Source organism: Kitasatospora sp. NPDC048286, assembly GCF_043201735.1.
Taxonomy (GTDB): Bacteria; Actinomycetota; Actinomycetes; order Streptomycetales; family Streptomycetaceae; genus Kitasatospora.
The window spans coordinates 117634-135022 of sequence record NZ_JBICZE010000004.1 but is presented as its reverse complement, the minus strand read 5'-3'; the positions used below and the strand labels follow the sequence as shown (position 1 = coordinate 135022).

General features: G+C 73.7%; 14 protein-coding genes. 8 read left to right on the top strand and 6 right to left on the bottom strand.

Annotated elements, in window-relative coordinates:
- Positions 1 to 126: 126 nt before the first annotated feature.
- The gene (locus ACGF13_RS11235; RefSeq protein ID WP_392871975.1) at positions 127 to 3264 is read right to left on the bottom strand and encodes a hypothetical protein; all 3138 of its coding nucleotides are present in this window, start codon (positions 3262 to 3264) and stop codon (positions 127 to 129) included.
- Positions 3265 to 3730: 466 nt separating this feature from the next.
- On the opposite strand from ACGF13_RS11235, the gene ACGF13_RS11230 reads away from it, so the two are divergent.
- From ACGF13_RS11230 to ACGF13_RS11215, 4 genes are all read left to right on the top strand, one after another.
- On the top strand, positions 3731 to 4573 hold the full coding sequence (locus tag ACGF13_RS11230; protein ID WP_392871972.1) for a nitrilase-related carbon-nitrogen hydrolase: 843 nt from the start codon (positions 3731 to 3733) through the stop codon (positions 4571 to 4573).
- An 11-nt stretch (positions 4574 to 4584) separates the two neighbouring features.
- On the top strand, positions 4585 to 6033 hold the full coding sequence (gene hydA, locus ACGF13_RS11225) for a dihydropyrimidinase (protein WP_392871969.1): 1449 nt from the start codon (positions 4585 to 4587) through the stop codon (positions 6031 to 6033).
- A gap of 166 nt (positions 6034 to 6199) precedes the next feature.
- Positions 6200 to 7213 (top strand): TIGR03842 family LLM class F420-dependent oxidoreductase, encoded by a 1014-nt coding sequence (locus tag ACGF13_RS11220; protein ID WP_392871966.1) that lies wholly within the window; start codon positions 6200 to 6202, stop codon positions 7211 to 7213.
- A 204-nt stretch (positions 7214 to 7417) separates the two neighbouring features.
- Positions 7418 to 8995, top strand: a complete 1578-nt coding sequence (locus ACGF13_RS11215) for an NCS1 family nucleobase:cation symporter-1 (RefSeq protein WP_392871963.1) — start codon at positions 7418 to 7420, stop codon at positions 8993 to 8995.
- Here ACGF13_RS11215 and ACGF13_RS11210 read toward each other — a convergent pair.
- Complete coding sequence (locus tag ACGF13_RS11210; RefSeq protein ID WP_392871960.1) at positions 8878 to 10236, bottom strand: glycosyltransferase; 1359 nt, start codon at positions 10234 to 10236, stop codon at positions 8878 to 8880. The genes ACGF13_RS11215 and ACGF13_RS11210 overlap by 118 nt on opposite strands.
- Positions 10237 to 10607: 371 nt before the next feature.
- On the opposite strand from ACGF13_RS11210, the gene ACGF13_RS11205 reads away from it, so the two are divergent.
- Positions 10608 to 10874, top strand: a complete 267-nt coding sequence (locus ACGF13_RS11205; RefSeq protein ID WP_392871957.1) for a GlsB/YeaQ/YmgE family stress response membrane protein — start codon at positions 10608 to 10610, stop codon at positions 10872 to 10874.
- Between the two features lie 151 nt (positions 10875 to 11025).
- Entirely contained in the window at positions 11026 to 11289 is a 264-nt protein-coding gene (locus ACGF13_RS11200; RefSeq protein ID WP_392871954.1) for a GlsB/YeaQ/YmgE family stress response membrane protein, read from the top strand.
- A gap of 43 nt (positions 11290 to 11332) precedes the next feature.
- Here the strand turns inward: ACGF13_RS11200 and ACGF13_RS11195 are convergent, their stop codons facing one another.
- From ACGF13_RS11195 to ACGF13_RS11180, 4 genes are all read right to left on the bottom strand, one after another.
- The gene (locus ACGF13_RS11195; protein ID WP_392871951.1) at positions 11333 to 12292 is read right to left on the bottom strand and encodes an ADP-ribosylglycohydrolase family protein; all 960 of its coding nucleotides are present in this window, start codon (positions 12290 to 12292) and stop codon (positions 11333 to 11335) included.
- A 106-nt stretch (positions 12293 to 12398) separates the two neighbouring features.
- The gene (locus ACGF13_RS11190; protein WP_392871948.1) at positions 12399 to 12986 is read right to left on the bottom strand and encodes a TetR family transcriptional regulator; all 588 of its coding nucleotides are present in this window, start codon (positions 12984 to 12986) and stop codon (positions 12399 to 12401) included.
- Positions 12987 to 13071: 85 nt separating this feature from the next.
- The gene (locus tag ACGF13_RS11185; RefSeq protein WP_392872763.1) at positions 13072 to 14007 is read right to left on the bottom strand and encodes an aldo/keto reductase; all 936 of its coding nucleotides are present in this window, start codon (positions 14005 to 14007) and stop codon (positions 13072 to 13074) included.
- Positions 14008 to 14221: 214 nt separating this feature from the next.
- Positions 14222 to 15079: a class I SAM-dependent methyltransferase gene (locus ACGF13_RS11180; RefSeq protein WP_392871945.1), complete on the bottom strand. Its 858-nt coding sequence runs from the start codon at positions 15077 to 15079 to the stop codon at positions 14222 to 14224.
- Positions 15080 to 15276: 197 nt separating this feature from the next.
- Here ACGF13_RS11180 and ACGF13_RS11175 point away from each other — a divergent pair, with 197 nt between their 5' ends.
- Together ACGF13_RS11175 and ACGF13_RS11170 are read left to right on the top strand one after the other, a co-directional pair.
- Positions 15277 to 16656, top strand: coding sequence for a histidine kinase (locus tag ACGF13_RS11175; RefSeq protein ID WP_392871942.1), 1380 nt, complete (start codon positions 15277 to 15279; stop codon positions 16654 to 16656).
- Positions 16653 to 17312: a response regulator gene (locus tag ACGF13_RS11170; protein ID WP_392871939.1), complete on the top strand. Its 660-nt coding sequence runs from the start codon at positions 16653 to 16655 to the stop codon at positions 17310 to 17312. The genes ACGF13_RS11175 and ACGF13_RS11170 overlap by 4 nt, the downstream gene beginning before the upstream one ends.
- The last annotated feature ends 77 nt before the right edge of the window (positions 17313 to 17389 follow it).

Genomic DNA, 17389 nt, shown 5'->3' with positions numbered 1-17389 from the left:
TTCCCGAGCGAACCGGACGAAGTCAAGCCGAGCCGACGGCCCGCCGCCGGTCACCGCCGGTGCCGGGCGGCCCCCTCGGTCACCCGCGGACCGTCCCTCGACCACGTGTCGACAACCCGTCGGCCGCTACCCCTCGGCCCGGCCGCGCGGTGCCGGCGGGGCAGTGGCCGACGGTGCCGGCACGGCGTCACCCGCCGGCTGCGCGGGCAGCGACCCGGCGGTGCTGCCCGGCGCGGGGTCGGCCAGGGCCCGCTCGACCAGCGGTGCGGCCTGTTCGCCCAAGTGGCGGCCGAGCGTCTGGTAGGCGTCGAACTGCTGGTGGTCGAACCACTGGTCGCTGGTGCGGTCGTTCGGGAAGGCCCGGTTCGCCATCGCGTAGGCGTGCAGCTCGTACGGCATGTCGGGAGTCAGCACCGCCTGGAGGACGATCAGTCGGCCGTGTCGGACGGCCCCGGGGCCCTCGCCCAGGTCGGGGTAGTGGATGTCCCCGGTGACCATCGCCCGGGCCGAGAGCCTGGCGGACAGCTGCGCCGCCAGCCCGCGCAGCGGCGGTCGGTGGTCCGCGCGGCCGTTCGCACCGGCGCCCGGGCCGCTGTTCGTACCGCTGTCCGGGCCACCGTCGGGGCCGTCGTTCGCGCCGTCGTGCGCGACGCCGCCCTCGGCGGGCCGGTCGGCGGCGCTGCCCGGGATCAGCAGCTCGGGCTCGTGCAGGGTGACGGCGACACCCAGCTCCTCGCGGGCCAGGGTGATCGCGGCGGCCAGGTTGGTGGCGTAGCCGGCGTCCCCGCTGGCGTCGATGCAGACCGCCGTGCGCACCCGGTGCCGCAGCAGCTCGACCAGCCCGAGGTTCTCGTAGTGGCCGCCGTCGGTGGTGAGCAGGAAGCGGTCGTCGGCCGGGAACCGCCCGATCAGCTCCCGCAGTTGGTACGGGAGGCGGCGGACGGCGGGCTGCGCGGAGCGGCGCCAGTCCGGCGGCCCGGACCAGTCCGGGCCGAGCACCGCGGGGTTGGGCAGCCAGGTGCCGAGACGGGCGTTGGTGACCGCGAACAGCCGTTGGTAGACCCGGGATTCCCGTCCCATCGCGGAGGAGAAGGCCGCGCCGGAGACGGCCATCGCCGACTGCACGGTGAGGTCCCTGGCGATGTGCGGCCGGGTGCGTCGCTCGAGCAGGTCGGTACGCGCGTACCCGACGTCCGGACCGCCCACGTAGTCGTACGAGAGCGAGAAGGAGACCGCCGGACGGCCCGGTGGCGTACGGGAGTTGCCCGACAGGTTGGCCGCCGCCGAGAAGATCACCTGCGGGAAGTCGGGGCGCCGGGCGCCGTAGTGGCTCAGCCAGGTCTGCTCCCGGAAGAAGTGGTACGGGCGGGCCAGCGAACGGCCGCCCTCGGTGACCCGTCGGACCGCGAACGCCGAGGCCAGCCGCAGCCGGTAGAACGGGTGCAGGCTCATCCAGGTCTGGTCGAGGTTCAGCCCGACCGCGACGAGCAGCAGCGGCAGCAGCACCTGGACGGCGGCCGGCCAGGCGTACCCGGTGGCGACCGCCCAGCCGAGGGCCAGCAGCGCACCCGCCGTCAGCGCCAGGAGGGCGGACCACACCACGAGGGTCTGGGGGAGGCTGGCGGCGCGGACGCCGCGGGGCCGGACCGCGCCGCTGCCCGCCGCGCCGGCCTCGCCCGGTGCGCCGGCACCCCGGCCGGGCACCCGGCGGTCGCGCCAGAGTATGCCGAGCAGCAGTGCCAGGTAGCTGAGCGCCAAGGTCAGGCCGAGCCCCGCGCCGGTCAGCTGCGGCCCCGCGGCCAGGGCCTGCTGGAGCCGCACCGCGCCCCAGGCCAGCCCCGGCACCGCCAGCACCCCGACGGCCAGCAGGGCGGCCAGCCCGAGCAGGCCGAGGTTGACCCGGCGCAGCGCGCGTGGCAGCAGCGCCTGCCAGCCGAGCGACGGGAAGGCCAGCAGCCAGAGCAGCCAGCACCCGGCCGCCGACGCCAGTAGGGCGCCGAGGGCCGCGAGCGCCGGCGCCCGGAACTCCAACGGCCCTGCGACGGCCCCGGCGTGGCGCAGCCCGGCCGCCGCCAGCCGGCCCATGTCGGTGAGCGGCACGGCCCGGTAGAAGCGGCTGAGTCCGAGGCCGAGCGTCAGGACGGCGGCCAGCAGCAGGGTGAGGGCGGACAGCAGGCCGCGCAGCAGTGTCCCGAGGGCGACCAGCCATTCCCCGGCGCCGTCGGCGACGTACTTGCCGTGCCGGCGGAGGTGGTCCTCCTCGGGGGAGCCGGGCTCCAGCACGGTGTCGGCCGTCAGGCCCGAGACGGAGCGCACCGGGCTGCCGGGGGCCGAGTCGCTGAGTGCGAGCTGGAGCGCGCCGACGGTGTAGCCGCCGCCCGAGACGGAGACCAGGTAGCGGGCCCGTTTCAGCCAGGGCCGCAGCGACTGGAGCGCGCCGAGCGTGACGCAGGCGGAGCGGATGCCGCCGCCGGAGGCGCAGAAGCCGAGCTCGGCGGGCTCGCGGCCGGGCGGCACCCGGGCGGCGTCGCGCCAGTGGGCGTGCCGGACGGGTGCTTCCCGGGCGTCGGGTGTGGCGCAGGTGCCCGGCGCCGCGTGGGCGGGTGGCGGGGCGGCGTGCCGGGTGGCGATCGGCCAGGGCGGGATCAGTGCCGGCCGGTCAGGGGAGTCGGCGCCGAAGGCCTTCGCGTCCACGCGCGACGGCCGGAGCCCGCGCACCGCCCGGGTGGCCGTCACCAGCAACAGCCCCGCGGCGGCCGCCCCGGCGGGCAGGAGCAGCAGCCACTTGACGGTGGCGAGCGCGGTGGCGGCGGCGAAGGGGGCGTCGGAGCCGCCCGCGCCCGGGTGGAGGCCGTCGAGCCCCGCGCGCAGCAGCGCGTCCTCGCCGAGGTCGCAGCAGGCCGCGAGCAGCCCGGCGCCGCCGACCGCGAACGCCCGCGGCCGCCGGCGCGCCGGCCCGAGCACGTACCCGCCCAGCAGCGCCGCGGCGGCCAGCGTCAGCCCGTAGCCGCCGATCAGCCAGCCGTCGGCGCGCAGGGCGGCCAGGTGGTCCGCGACCCGCCCGCCGACCACCTCCTCGGCTGCCGCGCGGGAACCGGCCAACTGGAGGGCGACGTCCCGTACGGGCGGTGCCTGGCGGTGGAAGAGCAGCCCGCCGAGGACGAGCGGCAGCAGCGCGCCGAGGGCGAGCAGCAGGCCCGCCCAGGCGGGCAGGGTGGGCGGCCGTGCCGCGGGGGTGCCCGCTGCCGTGGGCGCCGTGCCCATCGGTTCCGCCGATCTCGCGGTGTCCGCCGCGGAATTCCTCACCACCACACCCCCGCTTCGTCGGCCCGATCCCCCGTGACCGGGCCGTGAACTCGTAGGAGACCACGGCGAACTGACGGTTTGTAGTGATCCACGACGATGTCCACGCGGGTCTTACCCCACCATCGCCGATTGCGCACCAGGAGTGCCTGGTTTCACTCGAACGAGTAAGAGGGCAACTCCCGGGGTAGATCAGCTTTTCATCCCACCCGGGACCGTCCGCGTGTCCGCGCAACAAGATCGCCCCAGACGCGTTTCAGTCGACGTATTGTCAGGCCACCGAGGCCGGGCCTACCGTCTACAGATCGCTTTCTACGCACGTAGACCCAGTGGTTCCCCGAGCGGAACCGCGGGTCGGACCAGCCCCGTCAACCCTCAGACCGCAGGCCCGACCGCACGGCCGGGCCGCGGAGTTGCGGAGGTACCCATGTCGCAGATCGTCCGTGCCGCGCTCGTCCAGACCCGCTGGACCGGTGATCAGGAGAGCATGATCGCACTCCACGAGCGGTACGCCCGCGAGGCCGCCGCCCAGGGCGCGAAGATCATCGGCTTCCAGGAGGTCTTCAACTCCCCGTACTTCTGTCAGGTCCAGGAGGCCGAGCACTACCGCTGGGCCGAGGCCGTTCCCGACGGCCCGACCGTGCGCCGGATGCGGGACCTCGCGCGCGAACTCGGGCTGGTGATGGTCGTCCCGGTCTACGAGGAGGAGCAGACCGGCGTCTACTACAACACCGCCGCCGTCATCGACGCCGACGGCAGCTACCTCGGCAAGTACCGCAAGCACCACATCCCGCAGGTCAAGGGCTTCTGGGAGAAGTACTACTTCAAGCCCGGCAACCTTGGCTGGCCGGTGTTCGACACCGCCGTCGGCAAGGTCGGGGTGTACATCTGCTACGACCGCCACTTCCCCGAGGGCTGGCGCGCCCTGGGCCTGGCCGGCGCGCAGATCGTCTACAACCCCTCCGCCACCAGCCGCGGCCTGTCCGGCTACCTCTGGCAGCTCGAACAGCCCGCCGCCGCCGTCGCCAACGAGTACTTCGTCGCCGCGATCAACCGCGTCGGCACCGAGGAGTACGGCGACAACGACTTCTACGGCACCTCCTACTTCGTGGACCCGCGCGGTCAGTTCGTCGGCGACGTCGCCTCCGACAAGGAGGAGGAACTCGTCGTCCGCGACCTCGACCTCGGCCTGATCGAACAGGTCCGCCAGCAGTGGGCGTTCTACCGCGACCGCCGCCCGGACGCCTACGGGCCGCTCGCCGAGGCGTGAGGAGCAGCGCGATGACCACCAACGACGTGCGGACCGCCCGCGGCCCGCAGCAGCGCACCGTCGTCCGCGGCGGCCTCGTCATCACCGCCACCGAGGAACTCCACGCCGACGTCCTGATCGAGGGCGAGCGCATCGCCGCCCTCGCCGCCACCGGAAGCTCCGCCGCCGAGGCCTGGACCGCCGACACCGTCATCGACGCCACCGGCCACTACGTCATCCCGGGCGGCGTCGACGCCCACACCCACATGGAACTGCCGTTCGGCGGCACCGCGGCCTCCGACACCTTCGAGACCGGTACCCGGGCCGCGGCCTGGGGCGGCACCACCACCATCGTGGACTTCGCCGTCCAGCCGGTCGGCGGCTCGCTGCGCGAGGGCCTGGACACCTGGCACGCCAAGGCCGAGGGCAACTGCGCGATCGACTACGCCTTCCACACCATCGTCTCCGACGTCAACGACGCGGTGCTGAAGGAGATGGACGCCCTCGTGGACTCCGGCGAGTCCACCTCCTTCAAGCTGTTCATGGCCTACCCCGGCGTGTTCTACAGCGACGACGGCCGCATCCTGCGCGCCATGCAGCGCGGCGCCGCCAACGGCGGGCTGATCATGATGCACGCGGAGAACGGCATCGCCATCGACGTCCTGGTCGAACAGGCACTCGCCGCCGGGAGGACCGCCCCCCGCCACCACGGCGAGGTCCGCCGCGAACTGCTGGAGGCCGAGGCCACCCACCGGGCGATCAGGCTCGCCCAGGTGGCCGGAAGCCCGCTCTACGTGGTGCACGTCTCCGCCGCCGCCGCGCTCGCCGAACTCGCCCGGGCCCGGGACGAAGGCCTCAACGTCTTCGGCGAGACCTGCCCCCAGTACCTCTTCCTCTCCACCGACAACCTCGCCGAGGAGGGGGCCGACGGCTTCGAGGGCGCCAAGTACGTGTGCAGCACGCCGCTCAGGCCGCGCGAGCACCAGGACGCGCTCTGGCGCGGACTGCGCACCAACGACCTCCAGGTGGTCTCCACCGACCACTGCCCGTTCTGCTTCGTCGGACAGAAGGAGCTGGGCCGGGGCGACTTCTCGAAGATCCCCAACGGCCTGCCGGGCGTCGAGAACCGGATGGACCTGCTCCACCAGGCCGTGCTGGACGGGCACATCAGCCGGCGTCGCTGGGTCGAGATCGCCTGCACCACCCCGGCCCGGATGTTCGGCCTGCACCCGCGCAAGGGCACCATCGCCCCGGGCGCCGACGCCGACCTGGTGGTCTACGACCCCACCGCGGTGCAGACCGTCTCCGCCGCGACCCACCACATGAACGTGGACTACTCGGCCTACGAGGGTCGCCGACTCACCGGCCGGGCGCGGACGGTGATGTCGCGCGGCACCGTCGTGCTGGACGACGGCCACTGGCTCGGCCGGGCCGGCCACGGCACCTTCCTGCGCCGGGACACCTGCCAGTACCTGCTCTGACAGCCCCTCCGCTTCCCGCCCCTCTCGTCCCTCTCGTCCCTCCCGTCCTGAACGTCCGCCCGCCTCTCCTGCTCTGAACGTCCACCCGCCGCCGCCCGTGCGCTCGTAGCTCCGACCCGACCGGCGACCGGGCGGCGGCGGTCGAAACCCTTACCTGGAGCCCCTCATGGACATCGGCCTCGTCCTTCAGACCGACCCGCCCGCCCGGCTGCTCATCGACCGGATGATCCGCGCCGAGCGGGCCGGTTTCAGCCACGGCTGGACCTTCGACTCCTGCGTGCTGTGGCAGGAGCCCTTCGTCATCCACAGCCGGATCCTCGCGGAGACCGAGCGGATGGTCGTGGGCCCGATGGTCACCAACCCCTCCACCCGCACCTGGGAGGTGACCGCCTCCATGTTCGCCACGCTCAACGACATGTACGGAAACCGGACCGTCTGCGGCATCGGCCGCGGCGACTCCGCCATGCGGGTCGCCGGGCGACGCCCCGCCACCCTCGCCCGGCTCTCCGAAGCCATGCACGCCATCAAGGAGTTGGCCGAGGGGCGCACCGCCGAGGTGGACGGCACCGAGATGCACCTGCCGTGGGTCGGTGCCGGTGCCTCCCTGCCGATCTGGATGGGGGCGTACGGGCCGAAGGCTCTGAATCTGACTGGACGTCAGGCGGACGGGTTCATCCTGCAGTTGGCCGACCCCTACCTCACCGAGTTCATGGTGAAGGCGGTACGGGCCGCCGCCGTCGAGGCCGGCCGGGACCCGGACTCGATCACCGTCTGCGTAGCCGCCCCCGCCTACGTCACCGCGGACGACTCGCCCGAGGCGCTCGCTCACGCCCGGGAGCAGTGCCGCTGGTTCGGCGGCATGGTCGGCAACCACGTGGCCGACCTGGTCAGCCACTACGGCGAGCACTCCGACCTGGTGCCGGAGGCGCTCACCGACTACATCAAGGGCCGCCAAGGCTACGACTACAGCCACCACGGGCGGGCCGGGAACCCCGACACGGCCTTCGTCCCCGACGAGATCGTGGACCGCTTCTGCCTGATCGGCCCGGTGGAGGCGCAGCGGGCCCGGCTGGCGGAGCTCCGCTCGCTCGGCGTCGACCAGTTCGCCGTCTACGCCATGCACGACGCCATCGAGGCGACCATCGACGCGTACGGGACGGACGTCATCCCGCACCTGTGACGCCCTGTTCGTGATGTTCTGCCTGTGATGTTCCGCGTGATGCCCCTCCGGCTGCGGTGCCGACCCGCTGCGGCGCCGACCCGCTGCGGTGTCGACCTGCTGTGGTGCCGACCCCGAACCGGCTGGTGAACCTGCCCGCGAATCCGCCTGTGACCTCCACCTGAGCCCAGCCGCGGACTCGCCCGCGGCGGACGGGAGTTGCCCATGCCCGACACCGCGACCAGTGGTGGAAGACAGTGGCACCACCCCGACGGCCGGGTCGAACTCGACCCGGCCGCCGGGGAACTGCCCCCCAACGGCTTCACCAGCGACGACCTGCGGCCGGTCCCGGTGGCGCGGCGCACCTGGACCACGTACAACTTCCTCGCGCTCTGGGTCGGCATGGCCCACAACATCCCGTCCTGGACGCTGGCTTCGGGCCTCGTCACGCTCGGCATGGACTGGAAGCAGGCGGTGCTGACCATCGCGCTCGCCAACGTCCTCGTGCTCATACCGATGCTGCTCACCGGCCACGCCGGAACGAAGTACGGCATCCCGTTCCCGGTGTTCGCCCGCGCCGCCTTCGGGCTGCGCGGCGCCAACCTGCCCGCCCTGCTGCGGGCGGCGGTGGCCTGTGCCTGGTTCGGCATCCAGACCTGGATCGGCGGCGAGGGCGTCTTCCTGCTGGCGGGCAAGCTGTTCGGTGAATCCTGGCGCACGGCCGGTGAGTTCGGCGGCTACCCGTGGACGCAGTGGCTCTCGTTCCTGCTGTTCTGGTTGATCGAGATGGCCGTCATCGCGCGGGGGATGGAGGCGCTGCGGCGGTTCGAGAACTGGGCGGCGCCGTTCGTCATCGTCGGCGCGCTCGCGCTGCTGGCGTGGATCACCGTCAAGGCGGGCGGGCTCGGGCCGCTGCTGGACCAGCCGTCCAGGCTGGGGTGGGGCGGCGGTTTCTGGAAGGTCTTCTTCCCGGCTCTGATGGGCATGATCGGGTTCTGGTCCACCCTCTCGCTGAACATTCCCGACTTCACCCGCTTCGGCGGCAGTCAGCGGGCCCAGATCCGCGGGCAGGCACTCGGCCTGCCGACCACGATGACGCTGTTCGCCTTCCTGTCCGTGCTGGTCACCTCGGGCTCCGAGGCGGTCTACGGGGTGCCGGTGTGGGACCCGATCCAGCTGGCCGCCAAGATGGAGAACCCGATCGGCATCCTGTTCGCGCTGCTGACCGTGCTGGTCGCGACGCTGTCGGTGAACATCGCCGCCAACGTCGTCTCGCCCGCCTACGACCTGGCCAACCTGCTGCCTCGCCTCGTCACCTTCCGGACCGGGGCGCTGATCACGGGAGTGGTCGGGATCGCGATCTTCCCGTGGCGGCTGATCTCCGACCCCCACGTGTACATCTTCACCTGGCTGGGCGTGGTCGGCGGCCTGCTCGGCACGGTCGGCGGAGTGCTGATCGCCGACTACTGGGCGCTTCGCCGCACCCGCCTCCGGCTCGCCGAGCTGTACCGGCCGGGCGGGGCCTACTGGTACGCGGCCGGCTGGAACTGGCGGGCCGTCGCGGCGCTGCTGGTGGGCGGGGTGCTGGCCGTCGGCGGCTCGTACTCCGCCCTCGACGCCGACGGCGCGGAGCAGGGCCCCTTTCCGGCCGACGGTCTGATCCCCGTCCTCAAGCCGCTCGCCGACTACGGCTGGGCCGTCGGGCTGACGGCGGCGGCCGTGGTGTACCTGGGGCTGACCGGGGTGTTCGGGAGAGGGGCGTCTCGAGGGAGTGGAGTGGGGGCGCTGAGGGATGACGGATGACGGAAGGCGGATGACGGGTGGCGGCTGACAGATGACGGGTGGCTGCGGACAGCGGACAGATTTTGAAATCTGTCCGCTGTCCGCCGCCCGTTGTCGGCTGCCACTCGTCGCCCGGTCGTTGTCGCCATCCGTTCGACGGCGGTCAGGACCTTGGCCGCGCCGTCCCTGGCGGCCAGGGCGGCAGCGACGGCTTGGGCGCGGGCGCGGTAGCGGGAGTCGTCGAGGGCGAGGCGCAGGGAGGTGGCGAGGCGGGCGGGGGCGAGGGCGCGCAGGGGGACGGGGCCGGGGGAGACCCCGAGCCGGGCCAGCCGGGCGGACCAGAACGGCGCGTCGAGTTGGGCTGGCACGGGCACGGTGGGCGTCCCGGAGCGGAGGGCGGCGGCCGTGGTGCCGGCGCCCGCGTGGTGGACCACGGCGGCGGTGCGCGGGAAGAGCCAGTCGTGCGGGGTGTCGCCGATGGTCAGGGCGGAGTCCGAGTCCTCGGCGGCCAGCTCGCTCCAGCCCGACTGGAGGAGGAGGCGCACCCGGGCGGACCGGGCGGCGGACCGGGCGGCGGCGAGGACGGCCGAGGTGAGCCGCTCGGCGTCCGGGACCACCAGGCCGCCGAAGCCGACGAAGACCGGTGGCGGTCCGGCGGCGAGGAAGTCGAGCAGTCGGGCCGGGGGCTGCCAGTACGGCCGGTCGGCCGGCCACCAGTAGCCCGCGACGTCCAGCCGGGGGTGCCAGTCGGTGGGTCGGGGCACCAGCAGCGGCGAGAAGCCGTGCAGGACGGGGTGGTCGCGACGGGCCCGGGCGACGCCGAGCGGCGGCAGGCCGAGTCGCCTGCGCAGTCCGCGGACGGCCGGGGCGAACAGCTGGTCGGTCGTGGCCTGGACGGTGTGCCCCGCCAGCAGGTTGCCGGACCGGCCGAGCGATCGGGTGCCGGTGACGCCGGGAGCGAACTCACGGGTGGGGGCGAGGGGTTGGAGGTACAGCCCGATGCTGGGGATGCCGGCCGCCTCGGCGGCCACCTGGCCGAACGCGCTGGTGGTGCTGGTGGTCAGCAGGAGGTCGGTGCCGAGGGCGGTGGCGTCGGCGATGCCGTCGCCGAGGGCGGGCATGACCCTCCTGCCGAGCCGCAGGAGCCGCAGGACGGCCCCCGGTCCGCTGCCGGCCCGCAGCAGGCGACGGCCCGCGGCGGAGGCGAGTTCGGCGCGCGGGTCGACGGGCAGGGGACGGAACTCCAGCCCGGCGGCCCGCACCGACTCGGCGAAGGTGCCGTGCGTGGCGAGGCCACCTGATGCCCGGCGGCCCGCAGGCGGACGCCGAGTCCGGTGAAGGGCGCCACGTCGCCCCGGGAGCCGGCGGTGGCGATCAGGACGCGCATGGCCGCAGTATTTCGGCGCGGGCGGCCCGCCGGAAGGGTGCCGCGCGCGGGCGGTTCGGTTCCAGCACGGCACGGTACGGCCAGGTGCGGCGTTGCATGGCACGGCCGGGTGCGGCGTGGCCCGGCTGGTCGGCTGCTTCGACCGCGGCTCCGCAGGTGTCGGAACCGGGCGACGGGCGGTGGCGTCCTTGCTGGCAGAGCGGACGGGACGGGGCCCGTCGCGCCTCGGACGGGAGGAGAACGCGGATGAGCATCGTCGCGTGGATCGTGCTGGGCCTGCTGGCGGGTGGGCTGGCCAAGCTGCTGCTGCCGGGGAAGGACCCGGGCGGCCTGATCGTGACCACCCTGATTGGCATCGCCGGGTCCTTCGTCGGCGGCTGGATCGCGTCGCACTTCCTGCACCGCTCGGTCACCGCGCACTTCTTCGACGCGGCGACCTGGGTGTCGGCGATCGGCGGCGCGCTGGTGCTGCTGATCGCCTACCGGCTGCTGTTCGGCAACTCACGCCGCTGACGACGCAGTTCGGCCTCGGCCCCGGCACACGGGTGGCCGGTTCGTACCGGTCCTTCCGTACGCTGGAACGGCACGGGGCCCTCGTACGTCCTTCCGGTCGGACCCAGGGGGCTCGGCGGGGTCGTCACACCGATGACGCAAGGGGCGGCGGATGAGCTGGATGGCGTGGATCGTGCTGGGCCTGGTGTCGGGGACCGTGGCCAGGATGGCGATGTCGAGGGGTGAGCGCGGCCTGATCGGCAGTACCCTGATCGGCATCACCGGCTCCTACATCGGCACCTGGATCGTCTCGCACTGGATGCACGGGACGGTGAGACTGAGCATCCTCGACGTCACGACCTGGGTGTCGGCGATCGGTGGCGCGATGGTCCTGCTCCTCGCCTACCGGGTGTTTCGCTTCGTCTCCCGGCGCTGACCGCCGGGCACCGAAGCGGGGCCCGGCTTTCCAGGTGTTCCGGTCAGCGGGTGTTCCGGTCGCCGGCCGCCGCACCCGGTGACCGGTCGGTGGTCAGGGACACCTCGCCGACCCAGCCCGGGAGTTGCTCGCGCGCGGTGAGCCACTCGGGCGGCACGCCCGCGAGCCCGGTCCTGGCGGCGGTCACGCCGGCGGCGATGGCGCAGGTGGTGTCCTTGTCACCCCAGCCCTCCAGGGTGTGCCAGACGGTCTCGGGCAGCGAGTCCAGGTGCCCGGCCGCGGACCAGAGGGCGAACGGAACTGTGTCCGGGGCGGAGATCAGCGTCCCCGAGCCGAGCACGTTGGCGGCGTGCCGGACACTGGTGTGCTCGGGCAGCCGGGCGGCGATCCGCAGTCCGGAACGGACGTCGGTGTCCGGCAGCCGTCCGGCGACCTCGGTCAGCAACTCGGCCCGGGCGGGCGGGTCTTCGCCCCGGCTCCGGACCGCCAGCGCCGCGGTGAGTGCGACCGCCACCGCACCGGCGACCGCCTCCGGGTGGAAGTGGGTGGTGAGCGCCTGCCGTTCGGCCTGCCGGGCCACCAGGTCGAGGTCCTCGGCGAACCAGGCCCCCAGCGGTGCGACCCGCATCGCGGCGCCGTTCCCGTAGGAGCCCTGGCCCTCGAACTGGCCCGCGGTGATGGTGCGCCAGTCCCCGCCGGCGCCGATCCCGCGCAGCACCCGGTGCATCGAAGGGCCGTACTTGCGCCCGTACGCGCGGGCGTACTCGGCGGCGAACTCCCGGGCGAGCGCGTCCGGTCGGACCTCGCCCCCGTCGAGCAGGTGGCGGACCAGCACGAGCGCCATGGCGGTGTCGTCGGTCCAGTGCCAGGGCGCCGGCCTGACCAGCCGGGCGGCCAGCGCGGCGGGCGCCTCGTCCAGTGGCACCGAGAACCACCGGTCGCCGAAGGCGTCGCCGAGGGCGAGTCCCTCCAGGCTGTCCAGGACCGGGCGGGCCGCACACATGTCATCCTCCAGGTGAGATCAACCGTGTGCGGCAGTCTGGCCGACGGGCGGGGTGCCGGCCAGCGGTTTTCCCCCGCTGGCCGGCGCCCCGATCACCGACGTACCGTCACTTCGCCTTCAGGCCACCGAGAACGAGCCGCCAGACGGCTTCGAACCGGTCGTCGATCCCCGGGGTGGACCAGGTGGCCGCATAGGCCGGGTCGTGGAACGGGCCGGTGGCGTCGAAGACGGCGCGGGCGGTGTTCCGGATGTGGGCGAGCTTGAACTCCTTGCCCTCCGTGCCCTCCTGGACGATCTGCGCGATCTGGTCGACCAGGGTGTCGATGTGGGCGTCCACCAGGCCGCTGTTCTCCTCGACCAGCACCATGTAGGTGGCGAACAGCTCCGGGTCGTCCAGCGCCTTCTTCCGCTTGGCCGCGAACAGCGTCTTCAGCCAGCGGTGCAGCCGCGCGGCGGCGGGGCCGCCCTCGTTGGAGATGGCCGCCAGGTCGAAGTGCGCCTGGTCCAGCCAGCGCTGGGTGACGGCCTCGCGCAGCGCGGCCTTGCTGGGGAAGTGGCGGTAGACGCTGCTGTGGCTGACGCCGAGGTTGCGGGCGACGTCCACGACGGTGGCCTTGGCCGGGCCGAAGCGCCGCAGGACGTCCTCCGCTGCGATCAGGATCTGCTCGGCGGTGAGTGTGGTGTCCGTGGTCACGGGGAGGTCCGTCCTTGGGATCGTGCGGTCGGGTGTGGCGGTCGGGGTGCTCGGGGTGGTCGGGGTGTGGGGCTGGGTGGTGCGGTCAGCGTTCGCTGTCCAGGTGGGCCATCTGCGCGGCGCCGTACCGGTCGCCGGCGGCGGAGCCGGCGGGTACGGCGGCCTCGATGGCGGCGAGGTCGGCCTCGGTCAGCGTGACGTCGAGTGCGCCGAGGGCCTCGGTCAGGCGGTCCCGGCGGCGGGCGCCGACCAGCGGGACGACGTCCTGCCCGCGCGAGGCCACCCAGGCGATGGCGACCTGGGCGACGGTCGCGCCCCGGGCGGCGGCGATCTCGCGCAGGGCCTCGACCAGCGCCAGGTTGTGGGCCAGGTTCTCGCCCTGGAAGCGCGGGCTGTGGCTGCGGAAGTCGGTGCCGCTGAGGGCGCGTTCCCGGTCCCAGTGGCCGCCGAGCAGGCCGCGGGAGAGCACGCCGTACGCGGTGACGCCGATGCCGAGCTCGCGGGCGGTGGGGAGGACGGCGGCCTCGATCGAGCGGGACAGCAGTGAGTACTCGATCTGGAGGTCGCTGATCGGGTGGACGGCGGCGGCCCGGCGCAGGGTGTCGGCACCGACCTCGGAGAGCCCGATGTGACGGACGTGGCCGGCCTGCACCAGGTCGGCGATGGCGCCGACGGTCTCCTCGATCGGGACGCTCGGGTCCAGCCGGGCCGGGCGGTAGACGTCGACGTGGTCGGTGCGCAGGCGGCGCAGGGTGTAGGCGAGCGCGGTCTTGGTGGCGGCGGGGCTGGCGTCGTACCCGAGCCACTGGCCGTCGGGCGTGCGCTGGGCGCCGAACTTCACGCTGATCTGCACGCTCTCGCGGTCGCGGCCGCGCAGTGCCTCGTGGATCAGCAGCTCGTTGTGGCCCATGCCGTAGAAGTCGCCGGTGTCGAGGAGGGTGATCCCGGCGTCGAGGGCGGCGTGGATGGTGGCGATGCTCTCGGCCTCGTCGGCCGGGCCGTACAGGTCGGACATGCCCATGCACCCGAGGCCGAGGGCCGAGGTGACCGGCCCGGTGGTGCCGAGGGGGCGCTGGGCGGGGCGGGTGTGAGAGGACACGGGGGCTCCAGGGGGCGGCTGCGGTGCCGGGGAGGCGGGGGCAGGGTGACCCGGGTGCCACTATGGCACGACAGCGAACAGATTTCAAAATCTGTTCGCTGTCGTCTGTTATCTGAAAGTTGAAATCTGTCGATTGTCATTTGTTCGGAATCGGGCGACGCCCAACCTCCTCGCCGCCCACCGGGTGCTTCGGCCTCGCCGTGTCCCGGTCCGTCGCGCCCGGGCCCGTCGCGTCCGTCGCCGGTGCCCAGGTCTCGCGCCCGCCCGGCGACCGCAGCAGGTGGGCGCGGGCCGGCGGCACGTTGCGCCACACCGTGCGCCGGCCCAGGCCGTGCTCCGCCTCGAACCGGCGCAGCAGCCGCACCACCGCCCGGTGGCGGGCGCCCTGGCGGGGGCCCGAGGTCAGAGTGCGCGCCGTCGTCGTGCCGAGGTACCCGAAGTACGTCAGCTCTCCTCCGGGCACCAGCAGCCGAAGGTAGAGGTCGAGGATGTCCCGCACCCGAGCGGGCTCGAAGTTGGTGAACGGCAGTCCGGACACGATCACGTCGTACCGCTGCGAACCCTCCTCCGGCCGCGCCCCGTCCGGCGCCGACGGCCGGCACTCCGGCAGCTCCTCGACCCGGCAGGCCGACAGCCGCAGCCCGACCCCGGGGTGCCGGGCGGCCAGGACCGGATCCTCCCGCAACCGGTCGGCGAACCGCGGGTTGGCCTCGACGACGTGCAACCGGTCGCCCGGACGCAGCACTTGGGCCAGTCGGCGGGTGACCACGCCCGTACCGGCACCCACCTCCAGCACCGAGATCGGACGGTTCGGGCGGCTGGTGACCGGTACCACCAGCGCGTTCACCAGCTCGGGGCCGCTCGGGGCCAGCGCGCCGGTGTCGTGGAAGGTGCGCAGGGCCTCGGCGAGGAACAGCAGGTGGTCCCCGCCGACGGGCGAACTGTGGCGGAGGGAAGGGGAGTCGGGGCGGTGGCGGAGCCGGTCTTCGGTCATGCCGTCGACGCTAGGCAGGGCGCAGCCGCCGCGAATCGGCCGGTCAGCGGCGCCGACCCCCGACGAAAGTCGAGGGTGCGGGTAGCCGGAAGACAGAGGCGCTGCGCGGCGCAGCGCCCCTAGCATCGAGCCCGAAGTGCCGAACGCCGGCCTCACGGAAGGCATTCGGAGCGCGAAGCGAGGAAAGGAGGAAGGGCATGCGCAGGAGTGTGCTCGGCTGGTACGAGCCGGACCACCGGGCCGGGATCGACACGTTGCTGCTGATCGGCGTGCTCGGCCTGGCCATCGAGGAGGCCCTGGTCCAGTGGACGCACTCCGACGATCCGCTGCGCCTGCCGCGCACGGCCGTGGCCGCGCTCGCCTCGCTCTCGCTCTTCCTCGCCCGCCGCCACCCGGTGGCCTCGGCCGTGCTGCCGGTGCTCGTCGGCGGGCTGTTCAACCGGGCCTTCCCCGGGCTGTTCAGCGTCTTCCACCTCGCCTACCTCGGCCGGACGGGCCCCGCGATGGCGGGTGGCGCGGTCATCGCGGTGGCCGGTGCGACGCGCGCGGATTCGCTGCTCGGCTGGGTCGGTGCCACCGGGTCCCAACTCCTGGTCCAGGCCGCCATCCTGGCGGTCGGCCTGTGGCTGCACGGCAGACGGGTGCTGATCCGCACCCTGCACGAACAGGTCGACGCGCTGCGCCGCGAGCGCGAGCTGCGCGCCGAACAGGCCCGGGCCGCCGAACGCGCCCGGATCGCGCGGGAGATGCACGACGTGCTGGCCCACCGGCTCAGCCTCCTGGTGCTGCACGCCGGGGTGCTGCGCGATCAGGCCAGAGCCGGCACCGTCGCCGCCGACCCCGACCGGCTCACCCACCGCCTCGAACTGCTGCGCACCACCGCCGCCCGTTCGCTCGACGACCTGCGCGACGTCCTGGGCGCGCTGCGGGCCGACCACCCACCTGCCCCGTCCGCCACGGGAGTCGAGCCGTCCGTGCCCGCCGGGGGCGGGCGTGTCCCGGCGCCCGCCCTGTGCGACCTCACCGAGCTCGTCGGCGAGGCGACCCAGGCCGGCCAGCGGGTCGAACTCGCCCTCTCCGGAGACCCGGAGACCGTCCCGACCACCCACCGGCTGGCTGTGCACAGGCTGGTCCAGGAGGCGTTGACCAACGCCCGCAAGTACGCCCACGCCGCACCCGTCACCGTCCGGGTCGGCTACGGGGCTCCGGCGACGACGGTCGAGGTCCGCAACGGCCCGGGCGAGGCGCCGCCGGACGAGCCCCGCACCGGTGGCGGGTACGGACTGGTGGGGCTGTCCGAACGGGTCGGCGCACTCGGCGGCCATCTCGACGCCGGCCCGGACGGAGGCGGCGGCTTCCGGCTCTCCGCCCGGTTACCCGCGCCGGACCGCCCGCCGCGGACGGCGCCCGACCCGGGGCCCACCCGTGGCGACGGTCCGGCTTCACCACCGGGGGCCGCGCGGCCCCACCCGGGGCGCGCGTCACCGCGCTCGGAGCAGTCCGAGGGATCAGGGCAATCAGAACGGTCAGAACGGTCAGAGCAGGACGCGAAGCCTCAGCCGAAGGACCTCGCATGATCCGAACGATGGTGGTGGACGACGACGCGCTGGTCCGCCTAGGCCTGGTCGACCTGCTGGCCCAGGACCCGGCACTCACCGTGGTCGCCGAGGCCGCCGACGGGCTGCAGGCCGTCGAACTCGCCGGCAGCCGGCGGATCGACGTCGCGCTGATGGACATCCGGATGCCCAGGCTCGACGGGATCGCCGCCACCCGGCGGCTGCGCGAACTCCCGGACGGCCCGCGGGTCATCGCCCTCACCACCTTCGACCTGGACGAGTACGTGTACCAGGCGCTCGCGGCCGGGGCGGACGGGTTCCTGCTGAAGGACACCCCGCCCGCGGAGATCGCCCGGGCCGTGCACGTCGTCGCCGGCGGTCAGGGGATGCTGCACCCGGCGGCCGCACGACGGCTGATCGACCGCTACCACCGGGTCGGGGCGCCCCGGTCGGTGACGGCCCGCAGTCGGGTCGCCGGGCTCACCCCGCGGGAGACCGAGGTACTGCGCGAACTCGCCGACGGGCTCTCCAATGCGGAGATCGCCGGCGTGCTCGGGATGCGTGAGAGCACCGTCAAGGCGCACGTCAGCCGGATCCTGACCGGGCTCGGAGTCGGCAACCGGGTCCAGGCGGCCTTGCTCGCGCGCGACGCCGGGCTGGTGGGCGACGGTGGCTGAGCGAGTCGCCGTCCCAAGGGCGCGCCGTCCAGCCGTCCCGCCCTGCTCGGCCGCCGTCCCGCCGTGCCCGGCTGCCG

Coding starts and splice junctions, on each gene's coding strand:
- ACGF13_RS11235 (WP_392871975.1), bottom strand. CDS start 3,264: ATGGGCACGGCGCCCACGGCAGCGGGCACCCCCGCGGCACGGCCGCCC.
- ACGF13_RS11230 (WP_392871972.1), top strand. CDS start 3,731: ATGTCGCAGATCGTCCGTGCCGCGCTCGTCCAGACCCGCTGGACCGGT.
- hydA (WP_392871969.1), top strand. CDS start 4,585: ATGACCACCAACGACGTGCGGACCGCCCGCGGCCCGCAGCAGCGCACC.
- ACGF13_RS11220 (WP_392871966.1), top strand. CDS start 6,200: ATGGACATCGGCCTCGTCCTTCAGACCGACCCGCCCGCCCGGCTGCTC.
- ACGF13_RS11215 (WP_392871963.1), top strand. CDS start 7,418: ATGCCCGACACCGCGACCAGTGGTGGAAGACAGTGGCACCACCCCGAC.
- ACGF13_RS11205 (WP_392871957.1), top strand. CDS start 10,608: ATGAGCATCGTCGCGTGGATCGTGCTGGGCCTGCTGGCGGGTGGGCTG.
- ACGF13_RS11200 (WP_392871954.1), top strand. CDS start 11,026: ATGAGCTGGATGGCGTGGATCGTGCTGGGCCTGGTGTCGGGGACCGTG.
- ACGF13_RS11195 (WP_392871951.1), bottom strand. CDS start 12,292: ATGTGTGCGGCCCGCCCGGTCCTGGACAGCCTGGAGGGACTCGCCCTC.
- ACGF13_RS11185 (WP_392872763.1), bottom strand. CDS start 14,007: ATGGGCATGTCCGACCTGTACGGCCCGGCCGACGAGGCCGAGAGCATC.
- ACGF13_RS11180 (WP_392871945.1), bottom strand. CDS start 15,079: ATGACCGAAGACCGGCTCCGCCACCGCCCCGACTCCCCTTCCCTCCGC.
- ACGF13_RS11175 (WP_392871942.1), top strand. CDS start 15,277: ATGCGCAGGAGTGTGCTCGGCTGGTACGAGCCGGACCACCGGGCCGGG.
- ACGF13_RS11170 (WP_392871939.1), top strand. CDS start 16,653: ATGATCCGAACGATGGTGGTGGACGACGACGCGCTGGTCCGCCTAGGC.